This window comes from Actinomadura geliboluensis (assembly GCF_043197915.1).
Lineage (GTDB): Bacteria > Actinomycetota > Actinomycetes > Streptosporangiales > Streptosporangiaceae > Spirillospora > Spirillospora geliboluensis.
The window spans coordinates 517330-535537 of the sequence record NZ_JBICUA010000004.1; the positions used below are offsets into that span (position 1 = coordinate 517330).

Genomic DNA, 18208 nt, shown 5'->3' on the forward strand with positions numbered 1-18208 from the left:
GTCATCCCACCCCGGAGGGACGGAACGTGTCGAGCACATTCTTCACGAGCGGCTCTCTCTCGTTCCACTGGGACGCGGGAACCGCCACCACCACGGCGAACGGCCGGCCGTCGATGATCACACCCCGGTCGCGGGCCCGGGTGAGGCCCGTCCCCCGGGTCCAGGTGAACTCGATGTCGGCGGCGGGGCGGCCCGCGACGGTCGTGCGGGTGATCTCCCCGACCCGCCGGAAGTCCTTCAGCTTGCCGTCCGCGATGGCCTCTCGTTCCCAGACGACCCAGTGGTCGTAGGGGTTCCCGGTCCAGATCGTCTGGTCGACCTGGATGTAGGCGGAGGACACGGGGTCGGTCCAGACGGTGCTGTTGCCGCGCGTCGCGCGCACCCAGCCGCGCGGGACGCCGATGGTGAAGCCGTTGCCGACCGACCGGACGAGCTCGGCGGGCAGGGCCGTGGCGCTGGAGGCGGGCTGCGACGGCGGCGCGCTGGTCGGCGGGTCCTGCGGGTTCTGCGTGGCGGACGGCGTGCCTTCGGCGGCGGGCGGCGTCGGCGTCAGGTCCGGGTCGGCGGGTGAGGAGGGGCGGTTCATCCAGAACACGACCCCGGCGACCGACAGGATCACGGCCGCCGCGGCGATGCCCCCGAGGACCGGCAGGAACGCCGACCGCTTGCGCGGCGGCTCGGGCGCCTGCGGGGCGGGCGGCATCGGCGGCGGGGCGGGCGCGTACCCGGTCGTCGCCCCCTGCGCCCCGGGACCGGGCGTGAACGGCGCGGTCATGCCCGGCGCCGCCGGCGCGGGGACGGGGGCCGAAGCCTGGAACGGGACGGGCTGCTGCGCGGTCGTCGGGTGCGCGGCGGCCGGCTCGGCGGCGTGGCCCGCCTCGACCGCCTTGAGGGCCTCCTCCGCCCGGTCGCCGCTCAGCCGCCGCACCGGGTCGCGCTCCAGCAGCGCGATGAGGACGGGTGCGAGCGGCCCCGCGTTCCGCGGCGGCGGGACGTCCTGCGTCATCACCGCCGCGAGGACCGCCATCGCGTCGCTGCGGTGGTGCGGCGCCCGCCCCTCCGTCGCCGCGTAGAGGGTGGCGCCGAGCGCCCACAGGTCGGACGCGGGGATCGCCGGGTCGCCGTTCACCCGCTCCGGCGACATGTAGGCCGGCGACCCCATGATCAGCCCGGTGCCGGTCAGGGTGGCGTCGCCCGCGAGCTGGGCGATGCCGAAGTCGGTGAGCACGGCCCGGTCGTCGGCCGCGACCAGCACGTTCGCGGGCTTGACGTCGCGGTGCAGGATGCCGATCGCGTGCGCCGCGCGCAGCGCCCCCGCGATCTGCCGGCCGATCGCCGCGACGCGGCCGGGCGGCAGCGGCCCGTCCTCGTCCACGATCTCCTGGAGCGAGCGGGCCCGCACCAGCTCCATGACGATCCACGGCCGGTCGTCCTCGTCCACGACGTCGTGTACGGTCACGACGCCCGGATGGTTCAGCCGCGCCGACGCGCGGGCCTCGCGAAGCGTCCGGCGGTGCCGGTTCTCCCGCTCCTCGTCGCTCAGCCCGGCGGGCAGCACGACCTCCTTGACCGCGACCTCGCGGTCGAGGGTCTCGTCGCGGGCGCGCCACACGGTGCCCATGCCGCCGCGTCCGACCACGGATTCGAGCCGGTAGCGACCGGCGAGGAGGCGGCCGTCCATCAGTCGTCCGCGGGCTGGAAGTGCGCGTAGACCGGCTGCAACTCGGCGAACACCTTGGCCCAGGCGGCGTCGGGCGCGCGCAGGAGGATGGCGTAGCCGTGCCCGTTCGCCACGAACCCGCGGTTCAGGATGTGCACCCGGCCCCCGTCGCCGTTGTAGGTGAACTCCCAGTCGGCCGAGTCGTCGCCGTCGCCGGTGTCGCGGACGGGCGGCTGGTCGCCGGTCGGAGCGATCTTGATCTTCACATAGCCGGGGAACCCGGCGCCGCCCCGCTCCTGCCGCCGCCAGTCGTCGATCGCGCTGTCGCCCGGGTCGTCGGTCTGGTCGATCTGGAGGTAGACCTTGCGGTCGGGCGAGTAGAAGAAGTCGCCGCCCTGCTTGCGCTCCGGGCCGCTCCACCCCTTCGGGACGGGCACCGCGTAGCCGCTGCGGTCCTTGTGCAGGGTGAACCCGGCGGGCAGCCCGCCGCTCGGCGAGGCGCTCGGCGACCCGCTCGGCGACACGCTGGACGACGCGGTCGTGGCGAGCGTCGACGGCGACGCGCCAGTGCTGGACGGGGTGGTGGCGCCCTCCTTGCGGGCCGGCTCGTCCTCCCCGCCGCCGCTGGCGAGGGCGATGCTCGCGACGACCACGATGATGATCAGCACGATCGCGGCGACGATCAGCACGTTCCGGTTGGCGGCCAGCGCGGGCCGCGCGGACGGGTGGTGCGTCGTCGGCGGGAAGTGCGTGGCCGGGCCGGGCCGGTCGGGCGGGGCCTGGTCGGAGCGGATCGCGCCGGCGGGCTCGGTGCGCGGCCCGGAGCGCCACGACCTGACCCGGTCGGGGTCGGGCGCCGTCTCGCCGGGGTTCTCCGCGTTCGCCTGGCTCGCCGGGGTCGCCTGCTTCGCCGCGCGGGTCGCGGCGGCGGGAAGGTCGAGGCTGGTCAGCTGGTCCGGGCGCGCCTCCTGGGCGTTCTCGGGCGCCGGGGCCTTCGGGGCCGCCGGCGGCGCCGCGGACGGGCCGGACTCGGGGGCCTCCGGACGGCCGCCCGACTCCTCCATCTCCTCCGGGAGCGGCTGGTCGGGCGCGTACGTCTCCGGGTACGGCTCGGCGTACGCCTCCGCGTACGGCCGCGACCGGTAGGCGGAGTCCTGGACGGTGCCCTGGGGGTCGGCGAGGTCGTCCATGGAGAACTCGACGGCCATGGTGCGCTGCGTGTCGATGGTCTCCTGCCGGACGATGTCGTCCAGCAGCGCGCCGGCCTCGATCGCGTCCATCCGCTGGTCGGGGTTCTTGCGCAGCAGCCCCTCGATGACCGGGACGAGCCGGCCGCCCTTCTCCGGCGGGTCGGGCTCCTCGGAGATCACCGCGACCAGCGCGGCCATCGGCTCGGGCCGCTCGAACGGGGACCGGCCGTGCACCATCGCGAACAGCGTGACGCCGAGCGACCACAGGTCGGACGCCGGGCCGGCTACGCGGCCCCGCGCGCGCTCGGGCGCGATGTAGGCGGGCGAGCCCATCACCAGGCCGGTCTGGGTGAGGGTCGCGTCCCCGGCGGCGGTCGCGATGCCGAAGTCGGTGAGCACGGCGCGCTCGCCCATCCGACCGGTGCCGGTGATCAGCACGTTGCTCGGCTTGACGTCGCGGTGCAGGACGCCCGCGCCGTGCGCGGCGTGCAGCGCGGCGAGCATCTGCCGGCCGATCTCGGCGGCGCGGCGCGGCTCCAGCGGGCCGTCCTGCTTGATCACCTGGTCCAGGGAGCGGGCCTTGATCAGCTCCATGATGATCCAGGGGCGGTCGTCCTCCTCGACGACGTCGTAGACCGTCACGACGCCGGGGTGGCCGAGCCGCGCGGCGGTACGGGCCTCACGGAACGTGCGCTTGTGGTGCACGGCGCGTTCCTCATCGGTGAGACCATGCGGGAGGATGACCTCCTTCACCGCAACGTCACGACCGAGGACCTCATCGTGCGCCTGCCAGACCGTCCCCATGCCGCCCCGGCCGACCTGGGTCACCAGGCGGTAGCGGCGGGCGAGCAACCGCTCACCGGTGGGTTCATTTGGCATATCCGCGACCATATCGACTTTTGCTGACAACCTTGGACCGAGCTTGCAAGCCACATCCCCCTATCCGTACGACGTCCGGCACCACCCCGAGGTTCGCCGCCGGACGGGCGCCCGCGGACGAAAGCGTGATGGACGTGACACCCGGTAAAAAGAACAAGGCCACACCGCGCGGCGACTGGGGGGGCATGCCGGAGAGGGAACCGCACGGCACGGGCGGCCTGCGGGGCGAGTGGGGGCGGCTCATCCAGGCCGCGCCGACGATCTTCTTCTGGTACACCCGTCTCTCCGGGATCCTGTCGCTGCTCGCGTGGGTCTCCTATGGTCTCATCCTCGAGATAGCCGATATCTGGGCGCTGCGCTGGATCGGATACCTCGGCTGGTTCCCCAGCGTGCCCATCGGGCTGCTGTGGATCCTGCTGTCGATGGGCGTCCGGCGGCGCAAGAAGGCCGCCTGGCGGATCCTCGTCCTGATCTTCTGCCTGCCCACCGCGCTCGGCGTCACCGCCGTGCTGACCACGCTGATCAACCCGGAGCGGCCCACCCCCGTCGGGCTGATCGTCACGGCCGCCGTGTACCTCGCCGTGCTCGGCCTGCTGATCTCCGCGCGCGGCGAGTTCACCACCCTCCCCGACCGCGCCAACCGGCGGCTCGCGACCATCGTCTTCACCAGCCTCCTGATCGTGACCGGCGGGATCGGCACGTTCCTGGTCACGGTGACCGACCGCAACCGCAGCGGCGACGTGTGGACGCACCCGCTCTACGCGATCGCGCAGACCGTCCTCGGGCCGCGCGTCACCGGCAAGCCGATCGACGTCGCCGTGCCGTTCTGGGTCGACGTGATCCTGTGGAGCCTCGGCACCGGGCTGCTGATCGGCACGTTCTGGGCGCTGTTCAAGCCGGGGCGGCGCGACCCCGTCCTGTCCCCCGGCGAAGAGCTCTCGGCGCGCGCGCTGCTCGCCGAGTACGGCGACCAGGACTCCCTCGGCTACTTCGCGCTGCGCCGCGACAAAGACGTCATGGTCGCGCCGAACGGCAAGGCGGCCATCGCCTACCGGGTCGAGGGTTCGGTCTCCCTCGCCAGCGGCGACCCGCTCGGCGACCCCGAATCCTGGGACCAGGCGATCGAGGCGTGGCTGGAGGAGTGCCGCGCGCACGCGTGGATCCCCGGCGCGGTCAGCGTCGGCGAGCGCGCCGCCCACATCTACAAGCGGCACGGGTTCGACGCCCTGGAGCTCGGCGACGAGGCCATCATCGACCTCGCCGACTTCAACCTCGACGGCCGCGAGATGCGGCAGGTGCGGCAGGCCGTCCGGCGGGTCGAGCGGGCCGGGTACACGGTCCGGATCCGGCGGCACGCGCAGATCCCCGGCTGGGAGATGGCCAAGCTCATCCGCAGCGCCGACGCCTGGCGCGGCGAGGAGACCGAGCGCGGCTTCTCGATGGCGCTCGGCCGGCTCGGCGACCCCACCGACGGGCGCTGCGTCATGGTCGAGGCGTTCGACGCGCACGGGGAGCTGCGCGGCCTGCTCAGCTTCGTCCCGTGGGGACGGGCCGGGCTGTCGCTCGACCTGATGCGCCGCGACCGGCTCGCCGAGAACGGCCTCAACGAGTACATGGTCGCCAAGCTCGCGGAGAAGGCCGCCGCGATCGGCGCGCAGCAGCTCTCGCTGAACTTCGCGATGCTGCGCTCGGCGTTCGAGCGCGGCTCGCAGATAGGCGCCGGACCCGTCGCGCGGCTCTACTACAAGTTCCTGTCGTTCGCGTCGAAGTTCTGGCAGCTCGAATCGCTGTACCTGTCGAACGCCAAGTACATGCCGCACTGGCGGCCCCGCTTCATCTGCTACACGCAGGGCCGCCACCTGATCCGCCTCGGGCTCGCCTACGCGCGCGCGGAGGGGTTCCTGCCGAGCTTCAACCGGCCGAAGCTCGACCGGGCCGCCGCGATGGTCCCGTCCACCGAACTCGTCGACAAGATCCACGAGATCGAGGAGGCGGCGGAGGCGGCGCGCGCCCCGCAGCGGCGGCTGTCGGAGCAGGAGCGGGTGCGGCACGCCAAGCTCGACCAGATCCGCGCCGCCGGGATGGAGCCGTACGCTCTCGGCTGCGAGCGCACCGACTTCGCCGCCGACATCCGCGCCCGCTTCCCCGACCTCGCCCCCGACGCCCACACCGGAACCGAGGTGGCCGTCGCCGGGCGCGTCGTGCTCGCCCGCGAACACGGCCGGCTGATCTTCGTCACGCTGCGGGACGAGACCGCCGACCTCCAGGTCATGCTCACCGCCGACGCGCTCGGCGAGGAGTCGCTGCGCCACTGGAAGACGCTCATCGACCTCGGCGACCAGGTCGGCGTGCGCGGCGAGGTCGTCACGTCCCGGCGCGGGGAGCTGTCGGTGCTCGCCGCGTCCTGGACGCTCACCGCCAAGTGCCTGCGCCCGCTGCCGAACAAGAGCTCCGGGCTGTCGGACCCCGAGGCCCGCGTCCGGCAGCGGTACGTCGACTTCATCGTCAACGACGAGTCCCGCCGGATGCTGCGGATGCGCGGCGACGCCGTCGCCGCCGTCCGCGAGGGCCTGCGGTCCCGCGGCTACCTCGAAGTCGAGACGCCGATGCTGCAGCCCGTGCACGGCGGCGCCACCGCGCGGCCGTTCACCACCCGCATCAACGCCTACAACATGCAGCTCTACCTGCGGATCGCGCCCGAGCTGTACCTGAAGCGGCTGCTGGTCGGCGGGGTCGGGCGCGTCTTCGAACTGAACCGCAACTTCCGCAACGAGGGCGTGTCGCAGAAGCACAACCCCGAGTTCACGATGCTGGAGGCGTACGAGCCGTACGGCGACTACGACACGATGGCGGAGCTGACCCGCTCCCTCGTCGTGGACGCGGCCCGCGCCGCCCTCGGCACCACCGTCGTCGTCCGGGACGGCGTCGAGTACGACCTCGCCGAGCCCTGGGACGAGATCACCGTCTACGAGTCGGTGTCGAAGGCCCTCGGCGAGGAGGTCACCCCCGGCACGCCGCGCGACGCCGTCCGCGGGTACGCCGAACGGCACGGGCTGAACGTCGACCCGCAGTGGGGGCAGGGGAAGATCGTCCAGGAGCTGTTCGAGGCGCTCGTCGAGGAGCACCTGACGGCGCCGACGTTCGTCCGCGACTACCCGGCCGAGACGTCCCCGCTGACCCGGCCCCACCGCGCCGACCCGCGGCTCGCCGAGAAATGGGACCTGATCGTCTTCGGCCTGGAACTGGGCACCGCCTACTCCGAGCTGATCGACCCGATCCTGCAGCGCAAGCGGCTCACCGAGCAGTCGCTGCAGGCCGCGGGCGGCGACCCGGAGGCCATGGAGCTGGACGAGGACTTCCTGCGCGCCCTGGAGTACGCGATGCCGCCCGCCGGCGGCATGGGCATGGGCATCGACCGGCTGCTGATCACCCTCACCGGCCGCAGCATCCGGGAGACGATCCCGTTCCCGCTCGTGCGCCCCGGCTCCTAGAGGCTGCGCGGGACGGGCCGGTAGCCCTGCTCGGCGAGCCACTGCCGCGCCGCGCCCCGCCGGGCGTCCTCGCCTTCGGGCAGGACGCCCGGCGGGATCGGCAGCCAGCGGTCGGGGATCGCCACGAGCTCCTCGTCATCGGGCAGCACGTCGCCGCGCTCCAGGTCGAGGACGTGGCCGCCGTCGTCCAGGGCCGCCGCCACGGCACCGAGGTCGACTGGCAGCGGGACGAGCGGATCGGGCGGGGCGCCGTCGAGCGCGGCGGCGAGCTGGGCGGCCAACTCGGCGTCACCCGGCAGGCCGCGCGCCTTCAGGCCGTCCAGGCACGCGCGGGCCAGGGCTTCGCCGCCGCCGTCGCGGGCCAGCGCGGCGAGCAGCACGTCACCCGCGTACTGGAGCACCGGTTCGAGCGGACGCCCCCGAAGCACCCCGGTATCGCCGTCGCCCCGATGGGCGGCGGCCCGCAACCGCGCCAGCGCCTCCTCGTCCCACTCCGTCACACGACATTTGTACAGACATCCGCTGACATCGGTGCGCCAATTCACCGGGCCCGCTTGTCCTCCACATGGACCACGGCGAGTTCCCGGCCGTCCTGATCCCGTTTCGCCCGCCCGAACAGGCCCACGACCAGATCGTCCGCACCTTCCTCGACCTCGTCCGGAGCGACATAGGTGAGGATGTCGCCGTGGTGCCCGTACACGGCCCATCCGGGCGCCGCCTCAAGATCGATCGTCCCGAAGTCACCGGCCGGACCGCCCGCGTGGACGGGCCCGTACTCGCGCAGCAACTCCACCGCCTGCGCGCTCAGATCGTCCTCGGGCTCCATCAGAATCACGCACGTCCCGTTCTCGAACAGGACCCACGACTTCTCGTCGCCCTGAATGACGTCCCGCCACACCTGAACCAGTTCGTCGGCCACCATGCACGCGATTCTGCCGGTCGCCACCGACACTTCGCACGCCCATTACCGCCGCCCGGCGCTCCGGTAGTGGTAGACGCACATTTCGGAGAACCCCGCCCGCGCGTAGAGCCGCGACGCCGCCCCATTCCCGCGTTCGACCTGGAGGTACATGCGGTCGGCATTGTTCGCGTCCGCCCACCCCGCCAGTGCGGACAGCACATTCCGAGCGGCGCCTTTCCCCCGCGCCTCGGGAAGGGTCGCCATACTGAAAACGCCCGCCCATCCGTCATCGGCCACCGCCCGCCCGACCGCGACGATATCGCCACCGACCAGCGCGGACACGTAGACGGACGGCAGATCCACCCGGGCGAGCATCTCCCATTCCGCGCGGGACTCCCCGTTCACCGCCTGCCAGGTATCGAACCACGCCCGCGTCGGACGCTCGTCCAGGCTGACTTTCAGCGTCCTTTCCAACTCCCGGACACGAGCAGTGCTCGCCCCCTGCAACGCCACGGGACTATGCCGCCGATACCCCCGCTCATCCAGAAGGGCATCAAGCCCATCAGGACACACCTCAGGCGTGATTTGAAACCGGGCCACCGCCCCATGCGCGGCGTAGAACTCTTCCGCCCCCGCAACCCGGCGCTCCACCTCATCCATCCCCGCACCGCCATGGGGAAGCACCGCCCCGACCCACCACGACCCCTCGGGAGCGACCCGCAACCACCACCCGCCGGCGTCCACGACGCACTCCGCGGGCTGACCGCGCGCCGCCCTCTCCTGCAGAGCCCGCACGAGCCCACCGTCCACCAAAGGTCAGCCGCCCGACTGCTGCCGGTACGTCTCCACTGCGTACCGGAGACGCGCCCCGACAAGCAGCGCCTCGTCCTCCGGACACCCGAGAAGCCGCGCGACCAGCTCGACAAGCTGCTCATCGGTGAGATCCGGCTCCCGCTCCGCGATCCGCCCGACGATCTCGACCAGCTCGGGCCGCTTGTACCCCACGATCGACTGCCCGCGCCGCACCTTCGCCGGCCCCCCGGCCTCCTCCCGACGCTCCTCCCCCGCCGAAGACGCTCCGCCCTGCGCCTCCGGCGCGCGCGGTGAGTCAGCGGGACGAGAGTGACGCGGCGGCGCAGGCGGACGATGCGGCTCCCACTGCTCCTGCTCCTCCGGAGGACGCGGTTGCCGCCGCGGCGAATCCAACCGCCGCGGCACGTCCGGCACCCGAGGCGCCCCAGACGGACGACGCGACTCCACCGGCCCCCGTCCCTCAGGCGAACCCGCCGCCCCCGATGACTCGGATGGCCGCAGCGACTCCAACCGCCGCGGCGGCCCAACTGGCCGACGCGCCTCCGGAGAATCTGGCCGACGTGGTGAGTCCTGCGGCCGCGCCCCCTCAGCCCACCCCGGCGACTCCACCGAACGCGCCGACCCCGGCCGAAGCGGCGGCGACGCCGGACGCCGCGCCTCCGGCGACTCTGGCTGACGTGGCAAGTCCTGCGAGCGCGCCCCCTCAGGCCGCCCCTGAGTCTCTGGCCGACGCGGCGGCACAGGTGGGCGACGCGACTCCAACGGCCCGCGCGACTCCTGCGAACGCGGTGACTCCGGCTGGCCGGGCGAGTCCTGCGGGCGCGGCGGCACGGGTGGGCGAGCCTCCAACGGCCCGCGTGACTCCGGAGGGCGCGGTGACTCTGCCTGACGCGGCGAATCTTGCGGACGCGGCGGCGACGGCGGACGGCGCGACTCCGGCGCCTCTGCCGGACGCGGCAAATCCTGCGGGCGCGCCCCCTCAGGCCGCCCCTGAGTCTCTGGTTGACGCGGCGGCACGGGTGGGCGCCGCGACTCCAGCGGCCCCCGCGACTCCGGCGACTCTGGCTGACGTGGCAAGTCCTGCGGGTGCGCCCCCTCAGGCCGCCCGTGAGTCTGTGGCCGACGCGGCTGTGCAGGTGGGCGGCGCGACTCCAACGAGCCCCGCGACTCCGGCGACCCTGGTGACTCCGGCTGGCGGGACGAGTCCTGCGGGCGCGGTGGCGCGGGCGGACCATGGGACTCCAACGGCGCCTCAGGCCGCCCCTGTGACTCTGGCCGACGCGACGGTGCGGGTGGGCGGCGCGACTCCAACGGCCCCCGCGACTCCTGCGCCTCTGCCTGGCGCGGCGCATCTTGCGGGCGCGGCGAGCCCGGCCGAAGCGGCGGCGATGGCGGACGGCGCGATTCCAACGGCCCGTGTGACTCCGGCGAACGCGGTGGCTCTTCCTGACGTGGTGAGTCTTCCGGGCGCGGCGGCGTGGGAGGACCTTGGGACTCCAACGGCCCCTGCGACTCCTGCGAGCGCGATGAATCCGGCCGACGCGGGGGGTTCTGCGGGCGCGGCGGCGTGGGAGGGTCGTGTGCCTCCAGCGGTCCCTGTCTCTCCAGCGAGCGCGGTGGGAGCGGCCGACGCGGTGGGGCGGATGGGCCGTGCGATTCCAGCGGAGGCGGCGACTCTCGCCTACGTGGCGAGTCTGTCGGGCGCATGCCCTCTGCCTCCAGCGGGCGCGGCGAAGGCCGATGGGTGGGCGGGCGGCGCGTTTCCGGCTGTCCTTGCGCCTCCGAGGGCTGCGGCGATCCCGGAGGGCGCGGCGGAGCTTGGCGACGTGGCGAGTCCTGCGGGCGCGGGGGGCCGGGCGGGGCCTCTGCCTCTGGCGGACGCGGCGAAGGTGGCTGGCTCGGCGGGTGGCGCGTTTCCGGTTGTCCTTGTGCCTCTGAGGGTTGCGGCGACGCCGGAGGGCGCGGCGGAGCTTGGCGACGCGGCGGGTCCTGCGGGTGCGGCTGGTCGGGCGGCGTCTCTGTTTCTGGTTCGCTCGGCGGGCGGCGTGTTTGTGCCTCTGACGGCTGTGGGTCTTGTGCCTTTGCGGGGGGCTGTGGGGGTGGGTGGGGGCCTGGGGTTCCCCAGAGGGCGGGGATGGTCGGTGGGCGGGGTTCCGGGTCGGACGTCGCGTCCAGGCGGCGGGGTGGGGGGTGTTCGGGTGGGGTCAGGGGTGGGGCGTCCAGGCGACGGGGTGGGGCGGGGCGGGTGGTGGGGTGGTTCGTGTCGCGTGGGGCCAAGGGTGGGGCGTCCAGGCGGCGGGGTGGGGTCTTTGCGGGGGCTGGGTGCTGCTGCTCAGCCTCGGTGCGGGGGCCTGTGAGGGCTGTGAAAAGGGTCGTCGTGGGGGTGATCGCCTCGTGCAGGTGGGGTGGGAGGCGGGTGGCGGGGAGGGGGCCCTCGGGGGGTGGGAGGTCCGCGCCGGCGGGGCCGACGAGGACGGCGCGGGGGGCCAGCCACAGGACGAAGAGGGCCTCGGCGCCGGCCTCGTGCTCGCCGTCCACGATGACGGCGTCGAACGAGTCGGGCTCGGGCGGGAGGACGTCCGGGATGCGCCACAGCGGGAGGATCCAGGCGGGGACGTCGGCGAGGGCGGTGGCGGCCGTCCACGCCTGGGCGGTGGCGAGGGCGGCGCGGGCCTCGCCGAGTTCCTCCTCGGCGGCGGCCAGTTCGGTGCGGGCGGGCGGCGGCGGGGCGGCGGTGGCGGCGCGGCGCGCCCAGGCCCAGGCGTCGTCCCAGCGGCGGGTGCGGTCGTGCCACGCCTCGTCGCCGTCGGTGGCGATCATGAGGTTGGCGAGGTCGGGGTGGACGGCGCGGACGCGGTCGAGGAGTTCCGTGCAGCGGATCTGCAGGGCGCGTTCGTGGCGGGCCTCGGCGAGGGCGCCGAGGGCGCGGCCGTAGGCGGCGGCGTCGCGGGCCTCGATGGCGGCGACGGCGGCGCCCAGTTCGGGGGGATCGTCGGCGTGCGGCGGGCCGAGCGAGTCGCGGAGGGCGTCGAGGTCGGCGGTGGCGCGGTTGACGCCGAGCCCTTCGAGGGCGTTGCGGAGGGCGGTGGCGTAGGCGTGCCACTGGGCCGGGTGGCCGAGGGACACGCCGAAGCCGTTCCGGTCGAGGAGCGTGCGCGTCGAGTCGACGGCGGGCATGGCGTCCCGGACGCGGGCGAGGCGGGCGTGGGCGCGGACGAACCGGGCGATGCGCTCGGCGGGCGGCAGGTCGGCGGGGAAGGAGATGCCCGCGGCCTCCCACACGTACTGGAGTTCGCGGCAGGTGATCCGCACCATGAGGTCGGTGTGGACGAGGTGGAGCAGTTCGGCCGTGGTGGGCGCGGCGCCGTCCACGGTGACGGTGGCGAGCAGCGTCTCGGCCTGGCGCTGGGCGGCGGAGCGCAGGGGGCCGCGTTTGAGGGTGCCGCCGCCGGCGAGGTAGCCGCGCAGGTCCTGGGCGGCGGCGGCGAGGCCGCGCAGGTCGGCGTCGGCGGGCAGTTCCACGCGGTGGCCGCCGAGTCCGGCGAGGGCGCGTTCGGCCCACTGGGCGCGGGACGTCATCTCCACGACGCGGGCCCAGATGAGGGGGCGGCGTTCGGCGAGGGCGTCGCTGAACGCGCGGACGGCGAGGTCGGCGGGGTTCCAGCCGCCCGGGTGGCCGTCCAGGCCGAGGTCGCGGAGCGCGGCGGCGACGACGGACGCGTCGCCGTCGAGGCGGGCGAGGAGGGTGACGTCGCTGTCGCGGAGGCGCTGGGACAGGTCCGTCCGGGCGCGTTCGGCGCGTTCGGCGGCGGCCTGCTCCGCGTCGACCAGGGTGCGCACGTAGGCGGCGCTCGGGAGCGCGCCCGGGTCGACGTCGCGCTGCCGGGTGCGGGCCTTGCGGGCGGGGCTCTCCTCGGCGAGCAGGACGACGAGCTCCGCCGCCTCGGACCGGGAGATCGGCGGTGTCGGCGGCAGGTCGGGCCGGACGGGCAGCCACGACAGCTCGGGGGCCTCGTCGCGGCGGTCGGGCGGGGGCGCTGCGGACTCGCCGTCCAGTTGCTCGGTGAGCTCGGCGACCCGGCGGGCTGCGGCCTTCTCGCGTTCGGCGGCGGCGGCCTCGTCGGGCCGGGCGGCGCTGATCGCGTCCCGCACCTGCGCGCCGGTGGCGGCGTCGGTCGCGGTGAGCGCGGCGAGCCCGGGCGGGAGGGCGGCGCGCAGCGCGGCGGACGCGCCGGGCCCGGACGTGGCGACGAGTACCCGGTGGCCACGCGCCAGCATCCCGGCGAGCAGGTCGGGGACGGTCTCCGGCGCCCGCTCCGGGATGTGCATGACCTGCGGTTTCCGGCCCGGTGACACCAGCCGGGCCAGCCCGTCCGGGACGCGCCGCGGCAGCAGGGCGAGCAGCCGGGCGTGGTGGTCGGCGACGGCGCCGCGGCCCGGCGGCCGGACGACCAGCGCGGGCGCGAGCCGGATGCGCGGGGCGGGCGGCCCGGCGTCGGTGCCGGGCGTCCAGTCCTCCCGGTATTCGGCGGGGCCGGTGAGCGCGGTCTGGGACCATTTGCGCAGGACGTCCCCGACCGACGGGTTCAGCCCGAAGCCTTGGCCGTTCTGGACGGCGTCCGCGATCCAGCCGGCGGGCCGGAACCCGGGATGCCCGGCGAGCAGTTCCCGGTCGCGCAGGGTCGTGTGCCCGGTGAGGACGACGTCGACGCGCTCGGTGCGCTCGTCGACGACGATGCGGACGGGCGTGCTCAGCAGGTGGTCGTGGACGGCGGGCCGCCACGACAGCAGACCGGTCGCGAGCACGACCTCCTGCCCGGCCAGCTCGCGCAGGACCCGGTACCAGTTGCGGAGGGCCAGCCAGCCGTCGAACTCCTCCAGCACGACGGGCGGCGTGAGCGGGATGACCGGGACGCTGAACAGGACGTCGCCGGGCCCGGCGTCCGCCTCCACGTAGACGTCGCCGGGCAGGTCGGCCAGCCACTCGACGTGGTCGTGGCCGGCGAGGTCGCGGGACGGGCGCCGCCGGGCCCGCGCCAGGTCGCGCAGGAAGCCCAGCAGCCGGGCCGCGTACTCCGCCTCGCGCGCGGCGGCGGCCTCCTCAGGCACCTGGCTCCTCCCCTTCCCACGGAGGGACGGGCCCCTTCCCGCGTTCCCCGCCCGGGCGACCGGGCGGTGGAAGGGGTCCGATGGTGGTGCCCCGATCTAACACCCATGGGCGGGCCTGGTCGAGCGCTATCGATGATCTTGAGCTAGCGGGCGCCCGCCATGTGCCGGTCCTCGTCCGGCATCATCACCCACAGGACCAGGTAGACCACGAACTGCGGGCCCGGCAGCAGGCACGACAGCACGAAGAGCAGGCGGACCATCCCGGGCGTCATGCCGAACCGGCGCGCGAGCCCGGCGCAGACGCCCGCGATCATCCGGCCGTTGCGCGGGCGGTAGAGACCGTTCATGGGTTCTTCTCTCCCCGATTCGTCGAGCGGTGAACACGGCCGCGCGTTCCTCGCGGCCATGTCACCCACGCTACGAACCGGGCGGGGCGTCCCACATCGGCCGCAGGGCCCGTTCCGGCGCCATACTCGGGGATTAGGGGACATCCCCTAAGGGCCCGGCCGGACGTGCCGCGGGGCTATGGGGCGTTGTACTCGGCGACGAGCTTCGGCAGGCCGACCAGGTCGTCCAGGACGAACAGGCAGTCGCGGAGCGCGGCGTCGTCCTGCTGGATGTGCCCCCACGGGCCGCGCCGCAGGAACGCCGCCCGCATCCCGAACTCCAGGGCGGGACGGACGTCGTTGTCGATGCGGTCGCCCACGTACAGGACGCGGTCGGGGAGCACGTCGGCGAGCTGGGCGCAGCGCTCGAAGAACTCGGGGGACGGCTTGCTGACGCCCCACACGTCCGAGATGCCGACGACGTCCGCGTCCAGGCCGATCGCCGCCATGTGCGCCGCCGCCTCGACCGGCTGGTTGCCGGCGATGCCGACGTAGAGGCCCTGGTCGCGGAGCCCGGACAGGCAGGCCCGCGCGTCCGGGTACAGGTCGTCCGGCCCGAACCCGTTCGGGACGCCCGCCTCGGCGCGGCGCCGCTCCTCCTCCGCCAGGTCGAAGCCCGGCCGGAAGTACTCCAGGAGGTCCATGTGGCTGCCGCCCGTGGCGAGCAGCGCGCCCAGCTTGGCGAGGAACGTGTGCCTGGGCACGCCGAACCAGTCGGCCCAGCGCCCGTAGATCTCCCCCTCGTTGATGAGGGTCTCGCCTATGTCGAAGAACACCGCCTGGATCAGCGGTGGTGCGGTCCGGAGGTCGCGCGCCGGGGTGGGGTCGGGGGGCTGGGGGGAATCGGTCATTTGGCAGCCAGATCCACCGTGGTGCCCGGGGCGAGGCGGCGGAACTCCTTGTCCTGCTCCTTGCCCGCGTTGGTGACGGCGGTCTCCATCACCTTGAGGCCGATGTCGTTCAGCAGGCCGTCGTGGATGACGAAGGCGCGCCCGGGACGGACCGCCCGGGTGTACTCGAACAGCTCCGGGACCTTCATCCAGGGCGCGTTGCCGGGCAGGCACAGCGTCGGGACGGGCTCGGACGGGACGGTCAGCGCGTCGCCCGGGTGGAACACCTCGCCGTTCACCAGGAAGCCGACGTTGGGGATGGGCGGCACGTCCGGGTGCAGGATCTCGTGCTCCTCGCCGTAGACGTGGACGTCGAAACCGGCGATCGTGACGGCGTCGCCGTGGCCCACCTGGTGGACGCGCCCGCCCAGGTCGGCGAGGTTCTCCGCGACGACGCGGGACGTCCAGACCTCCAGCTCGGGCCGCTTCGCCATCGCGGCGCGCAGCGCGTCGGCGTCGAAGTGGTCGAAGTGCTCATGGGTGATCAGCACGGCGTCGGCGGCGGCGAGCGCGGCGGCCGCCCCGTCGCTGAAGGCGCCGGGGTCGATGACGATCGTGCGGTCGTCGTCGGTGATCTGGACGCAGGCGTGCCCGAGCTTCGTCAACTGCATCAGGCCATGTTTTCACGCCGGGGCGGCCGCACCCATTGACCGCCCCCCGGCTCGTTGATAGAACACGTTCTACTTTTGGTGCGGCGCAAGGAGGCGGCATGCCCGTTCCCGACCAACGCGATCCCGAGATCACCCGACGCGCGCTGGGGGGCTGGCTGGCCGGGCGGCTGCCCGGCGCCGCGATCCCCGCCGTGGAGACCCCGCAGACCAGCGGCTTCTCCAACGAGACCCTGCTGTTCGAGGCGGAGTGGACGGACGGCGGCCAGACCCACCGCGAGCCGCTCGTCGCGCGGGTCGCCCCCGCGAAGTACCAGGTCTTCCCCGAACCCCGGTTCGCCGAGGAGTACCGGCTGATGCGGATCCTGGACGAGCGCACCGCCGTCCCGGTGCCGCCGATCCGCTGGTACGAGCCGTCCCCGGACGTCCTGGGCGCCCCGTTCTTCGTGATGGGACGGGTCGACGGCCGCGTCCCCACCGACATGCCGCCGTACCACATGGACGGCTGGGTGACCGAGGCCGCGCCGGAGGAGCGGGCCGCGATGTGGTGGTCCACGCTGGAGATCCTCGCCGTCCTGCACCGGCTGGACGTCCGGGAGCTGGGGCTCGGCTTCCTCGACCAGCCCAAGTGGGGCAGGCCCGGCCTCGACCAGCGGCTCAACTACTACGAGCACTACCTGCACTGGGCCTACCAGGGGCCGCAGGAGACGGCGCTCAAGGCGCTGGAGTGGCTGAAGGCGAACCGCCCCGAGGAGCCGGACGAGCCGGTCGCGCTGTGGGGCGACGCCCGCATCGGCAACGTGATCTTCCAGGAGGGCGCGCCGGCCGCCGTCCTGGACTGGGAGACCGCCGCGCTCGGCGCGCCCGAGGAGGACCTCGCCTGGTTCATGTTCCTCGACCGGCACCACAGCGAGGGCGTCGGCGCGGCCCGGCTGGACGGCTTCCCCTCCTACGCCGAGACCGTCGCCCGGTACGAGGAGCTGCTCGGCCGCCCGATGCGGCACATGGCGTACTACGAGATCCTGTCCGGCTTCAAGTTCTCCGTGATCATGGCGCGGATCGGGCAGGCGATGATCGACTTCGGCTGGATCGACCAGACCGCCGACTTCCCCCACAACAACAACTGCACGCAGCTGCTCGCCCGCATCCTCGGAGGGGACCAGTGACGCTGTCGCCGCTCGACGACTACCCGATCCACCAGGCGCCCGAGGTGATGCGGCACGTCACCACGTCCGACCGCAACTTCTACGACCGGTACTACTTCAACGTCCACCCCTGCTCGGACGAGCTGATGCTGATCATCGGGGTCGGGCAGTACCCGAACCTCGGGGTGATGGACGCGTTCGCCGTCGTGCGGCGCGGCCCGATCCACAAGGTGGTCCGGGCGTCCCGCGAGCTGGGGAACGACCGCATGGACACCACGGTCGGACCGTTCCGCGTCGAGGTCATCGAGGGGCTGAAGCGGCTCAGGGTCGTCCTGGACGAGAACGAGCACGGCCTGGCGTTCGACCTGACCTGGGAGGGGTCGATCCCCGCCACCCTGGAGCCGCCGCACTACCTGCGCTGGCAGGAGCGCGTCATGTTCGACTCACGGCGCCTCGCGCAGACCGGACGCTGGACGGGCACCATCACGGTCGACGGCGAGACCATCGACGTCACACCCGACCACTGGTGGGGCTCGCGGGACCGGTCCTGGGGCATCCGCCCCGTGGGCGAGGCAGAGCCGCCCGGCATCCAGGTAAAGAACGCCGGCACGTTCTACTGGCTGTACACGCCGATCCAGTTCGAGGACCACTCGATCCTCTGCATCGTGCAGGAGGACGAGAAGGGCCGCCGCGTCCTGGAAGAGGCCACCCGCGTCTGGCCCGACCGTGAGGCGGAGTATCTCGGACGTCCCGAATACCGTCCCGAGTACGCCGAGGGCACGCGCGACGTGGTCACCGCCACGCTCCGCTTCGCACCGCCCGGCGGCGAGCCGTTCGAGGTGAGGGCCACGCCGATCTTGCCCGTCCACATGATGGTCGGCACCGGCTACGGGCTGGAGCCAGGCTGGAAACACGGCATGTACCAGGGGCCCGACCTCAAGGTGGAGGGCGTCACCCACGACGTCCGCAAGCCGGACGACGCCGCCCGCATGTGGGGCATGGTCGACGCGGTCGGCCGGTACGAGTACCTGGACGGCGCACAGCCGACCGACGCCGTCACCGGCTACGGCCTGTACGAATACTGGGCGCTCGGCCCGCACCCGTCCTTCCCCGAGTAGTGGATCTGGGAGACTGGC

Annotated in this window: 12 protein-coding genes; 3 read left to right on the forward strand and 9 right to left on the reverse strand. The window is 73.6% G+C overall.

Annotated elements, in window-relative coordinates:
* Position 1: 1 nt before the first annotated feature.
* Positions 2-1681 carry a serine/threonine-protein kinase gene (locus ACGFI1_RS16805; protein WP_392786120.1) on the reverse strand — a complete coding sequence of 560 codons (1680 nt, stop codon included), beginning with the start codon at positions 1679-1681 and terminating at the stop codon, positions 2-4.
* Positions 1681-3729: a serine/threonine-protein kinase gene (locus ACGFI1_RS16810; RefSeq protein ID WP_392786121.1), complete on the reverse strand. Its 2049-nt coding sequence runs from the start codon at positions 3727-3729 to the stop codon at positions 1681-1683. The genes ACGFI1_RS16805 and ACGFI1_RS16810 overlap by 1 nt, the downstream gene beginning before the upstream one ends.
* Positions 3730-3914: 185 nt before the next feature.
* On the opposite strand from ACGFI1_RS16810, the gene lysX reads away from it, so the two are divergent.
* On the forward strand, positions 3915-7220 hold the full coding sequence (gene lysX, locus ACGFI1_RS16815; RefSeq protein WP_392786293.1) for a bifunctional lysylphosphatidylglycerol synthetase/lysine--tRNA ligase LysX: 3306 nt from the start codon (positions 3915-3917) through the stop codon (positions 7218-7220).
* Here lysX and ACGFI1_RS16820 read toward each other — a convergent pair.
* The 7 genes from ACGFI1_RS16820 to ACGFI1_RS16850 all read right to left on the reverse strand — a co-directional run bounded on the left by ACGFI1_RS16820 (position 7217) and on the right by ACGFI1_RS16850 (position 15930).
* Entirely contained in the window at positions 7217-7720 is a 504-nt protein-coding gene (locus ACGFI1_RS16820; RefSeq protein ID WP_392786123.1) for a hypothetical protein, read from the reverse strand. The two genes, lysX and ACGFI1_RS16820, sit on opposite strands and share 4 nt — an antisense overlap.
* A gap of 41 nt (positions 7721-7761) precedes the next feature.
* Positions 7762-8142 (reverse strand): hypothetical protein, encoded by a 381-nt coding sequence (locus tag ACGFI1_RS16825; protein WP_364544556.1) that lies wholly within the window; start codon positions 8140-8142, stop codon positions 7762-7764.
* 42 nt (positions 8143-8184) lie between these two features.
* Positions 8185-8931, reverse strand: coding sequence for a GNAT family N-acetyltransferase (locus tag ACGFI1_RS16830; protein WP_449202369.1), 747 nt, complete (start codon positions 8929-8931; stop codon positions 8185-8187).
* Positions 8932-8937: 6 nt separating this feature from the next.
* Complete coding sequence (locus ACGFI1_RS16835; protein ID WP_392786127.1) at positions 8938-14043, reverse strand: hypothetical protein; 5106 nt, start codon at positions 14041-14043, stop codon at positions 8938-8940.
* A gap of 143 nt (positions 14044-14186) precedes the next feature.
* On the reverse strand, positions 14187-14390 hold the full coding sequence (locus ACGFI1_RS16840; RefSeq protein ID WP_138641074.1) for a PspC domain-containing protein: 204 nt from the start codon (positions 14388-14390) through the stop codon (positions 14187-14189).
* A 176-nt stretch (positions 14391-14566) separates the two neighbouring features.
* Entirely contained in the window at positions 14567-15280 is a 714-nt protein-coding gene (locus tag ACGFI1_RS16845) for an HAD family hydrolase (RefSeq protein ID WP_364544566.1), read from the reverse strand.
* On the reverse strand, positions 15277-15930 hold the full coding sequence (locus tag ACGFI1_RS16850) for an MBL fold metallo-hydrolase (RefSeq protein WP_392786129.1): 654 nt from the start codon (positions 15928-15930) through the stop codon (positions 15277-15279). Before ACGFI1_RS16850 ends, ACGFI1_RS16845 begins: the two co-directional genes overlap by 4 nt.
* Positions 15931-16028: 98 nt before the next feature.
* Here ACGFI1_RS16850 and ACGFI1_RS16855 point away from each other — a divergent pair, with 98 nt between their 5' ends.
* Together ACGFI1_RS16855 and ACGFI1_RS16860 are read left to right on the forward strand one after the other, a co-directional pair.
* Entirely contained in the window at positions 16029-17093 is a 1065-nt protein-coding gene (locus ACGFI1_RS16855; protein ID WP_392786131.1) for a phosphotransferase family protein, read from the forward strand.
* A complete protein-coding gene (locus ACGFI1_RS16860) occupies positions 17090-18190 on the forward strand; it encodes a hypothetical protein (RefSeq protein WP_171069400.1) in 1101 nt (366 codons plus the stop codon). Before ACGFI1_RS16855 ends, ACGFI1_RS16860 begins: the two co-directional genes overlap by 4 nt.
* Positions 18191-18208 lie beyond the last annotated feature (18 nt).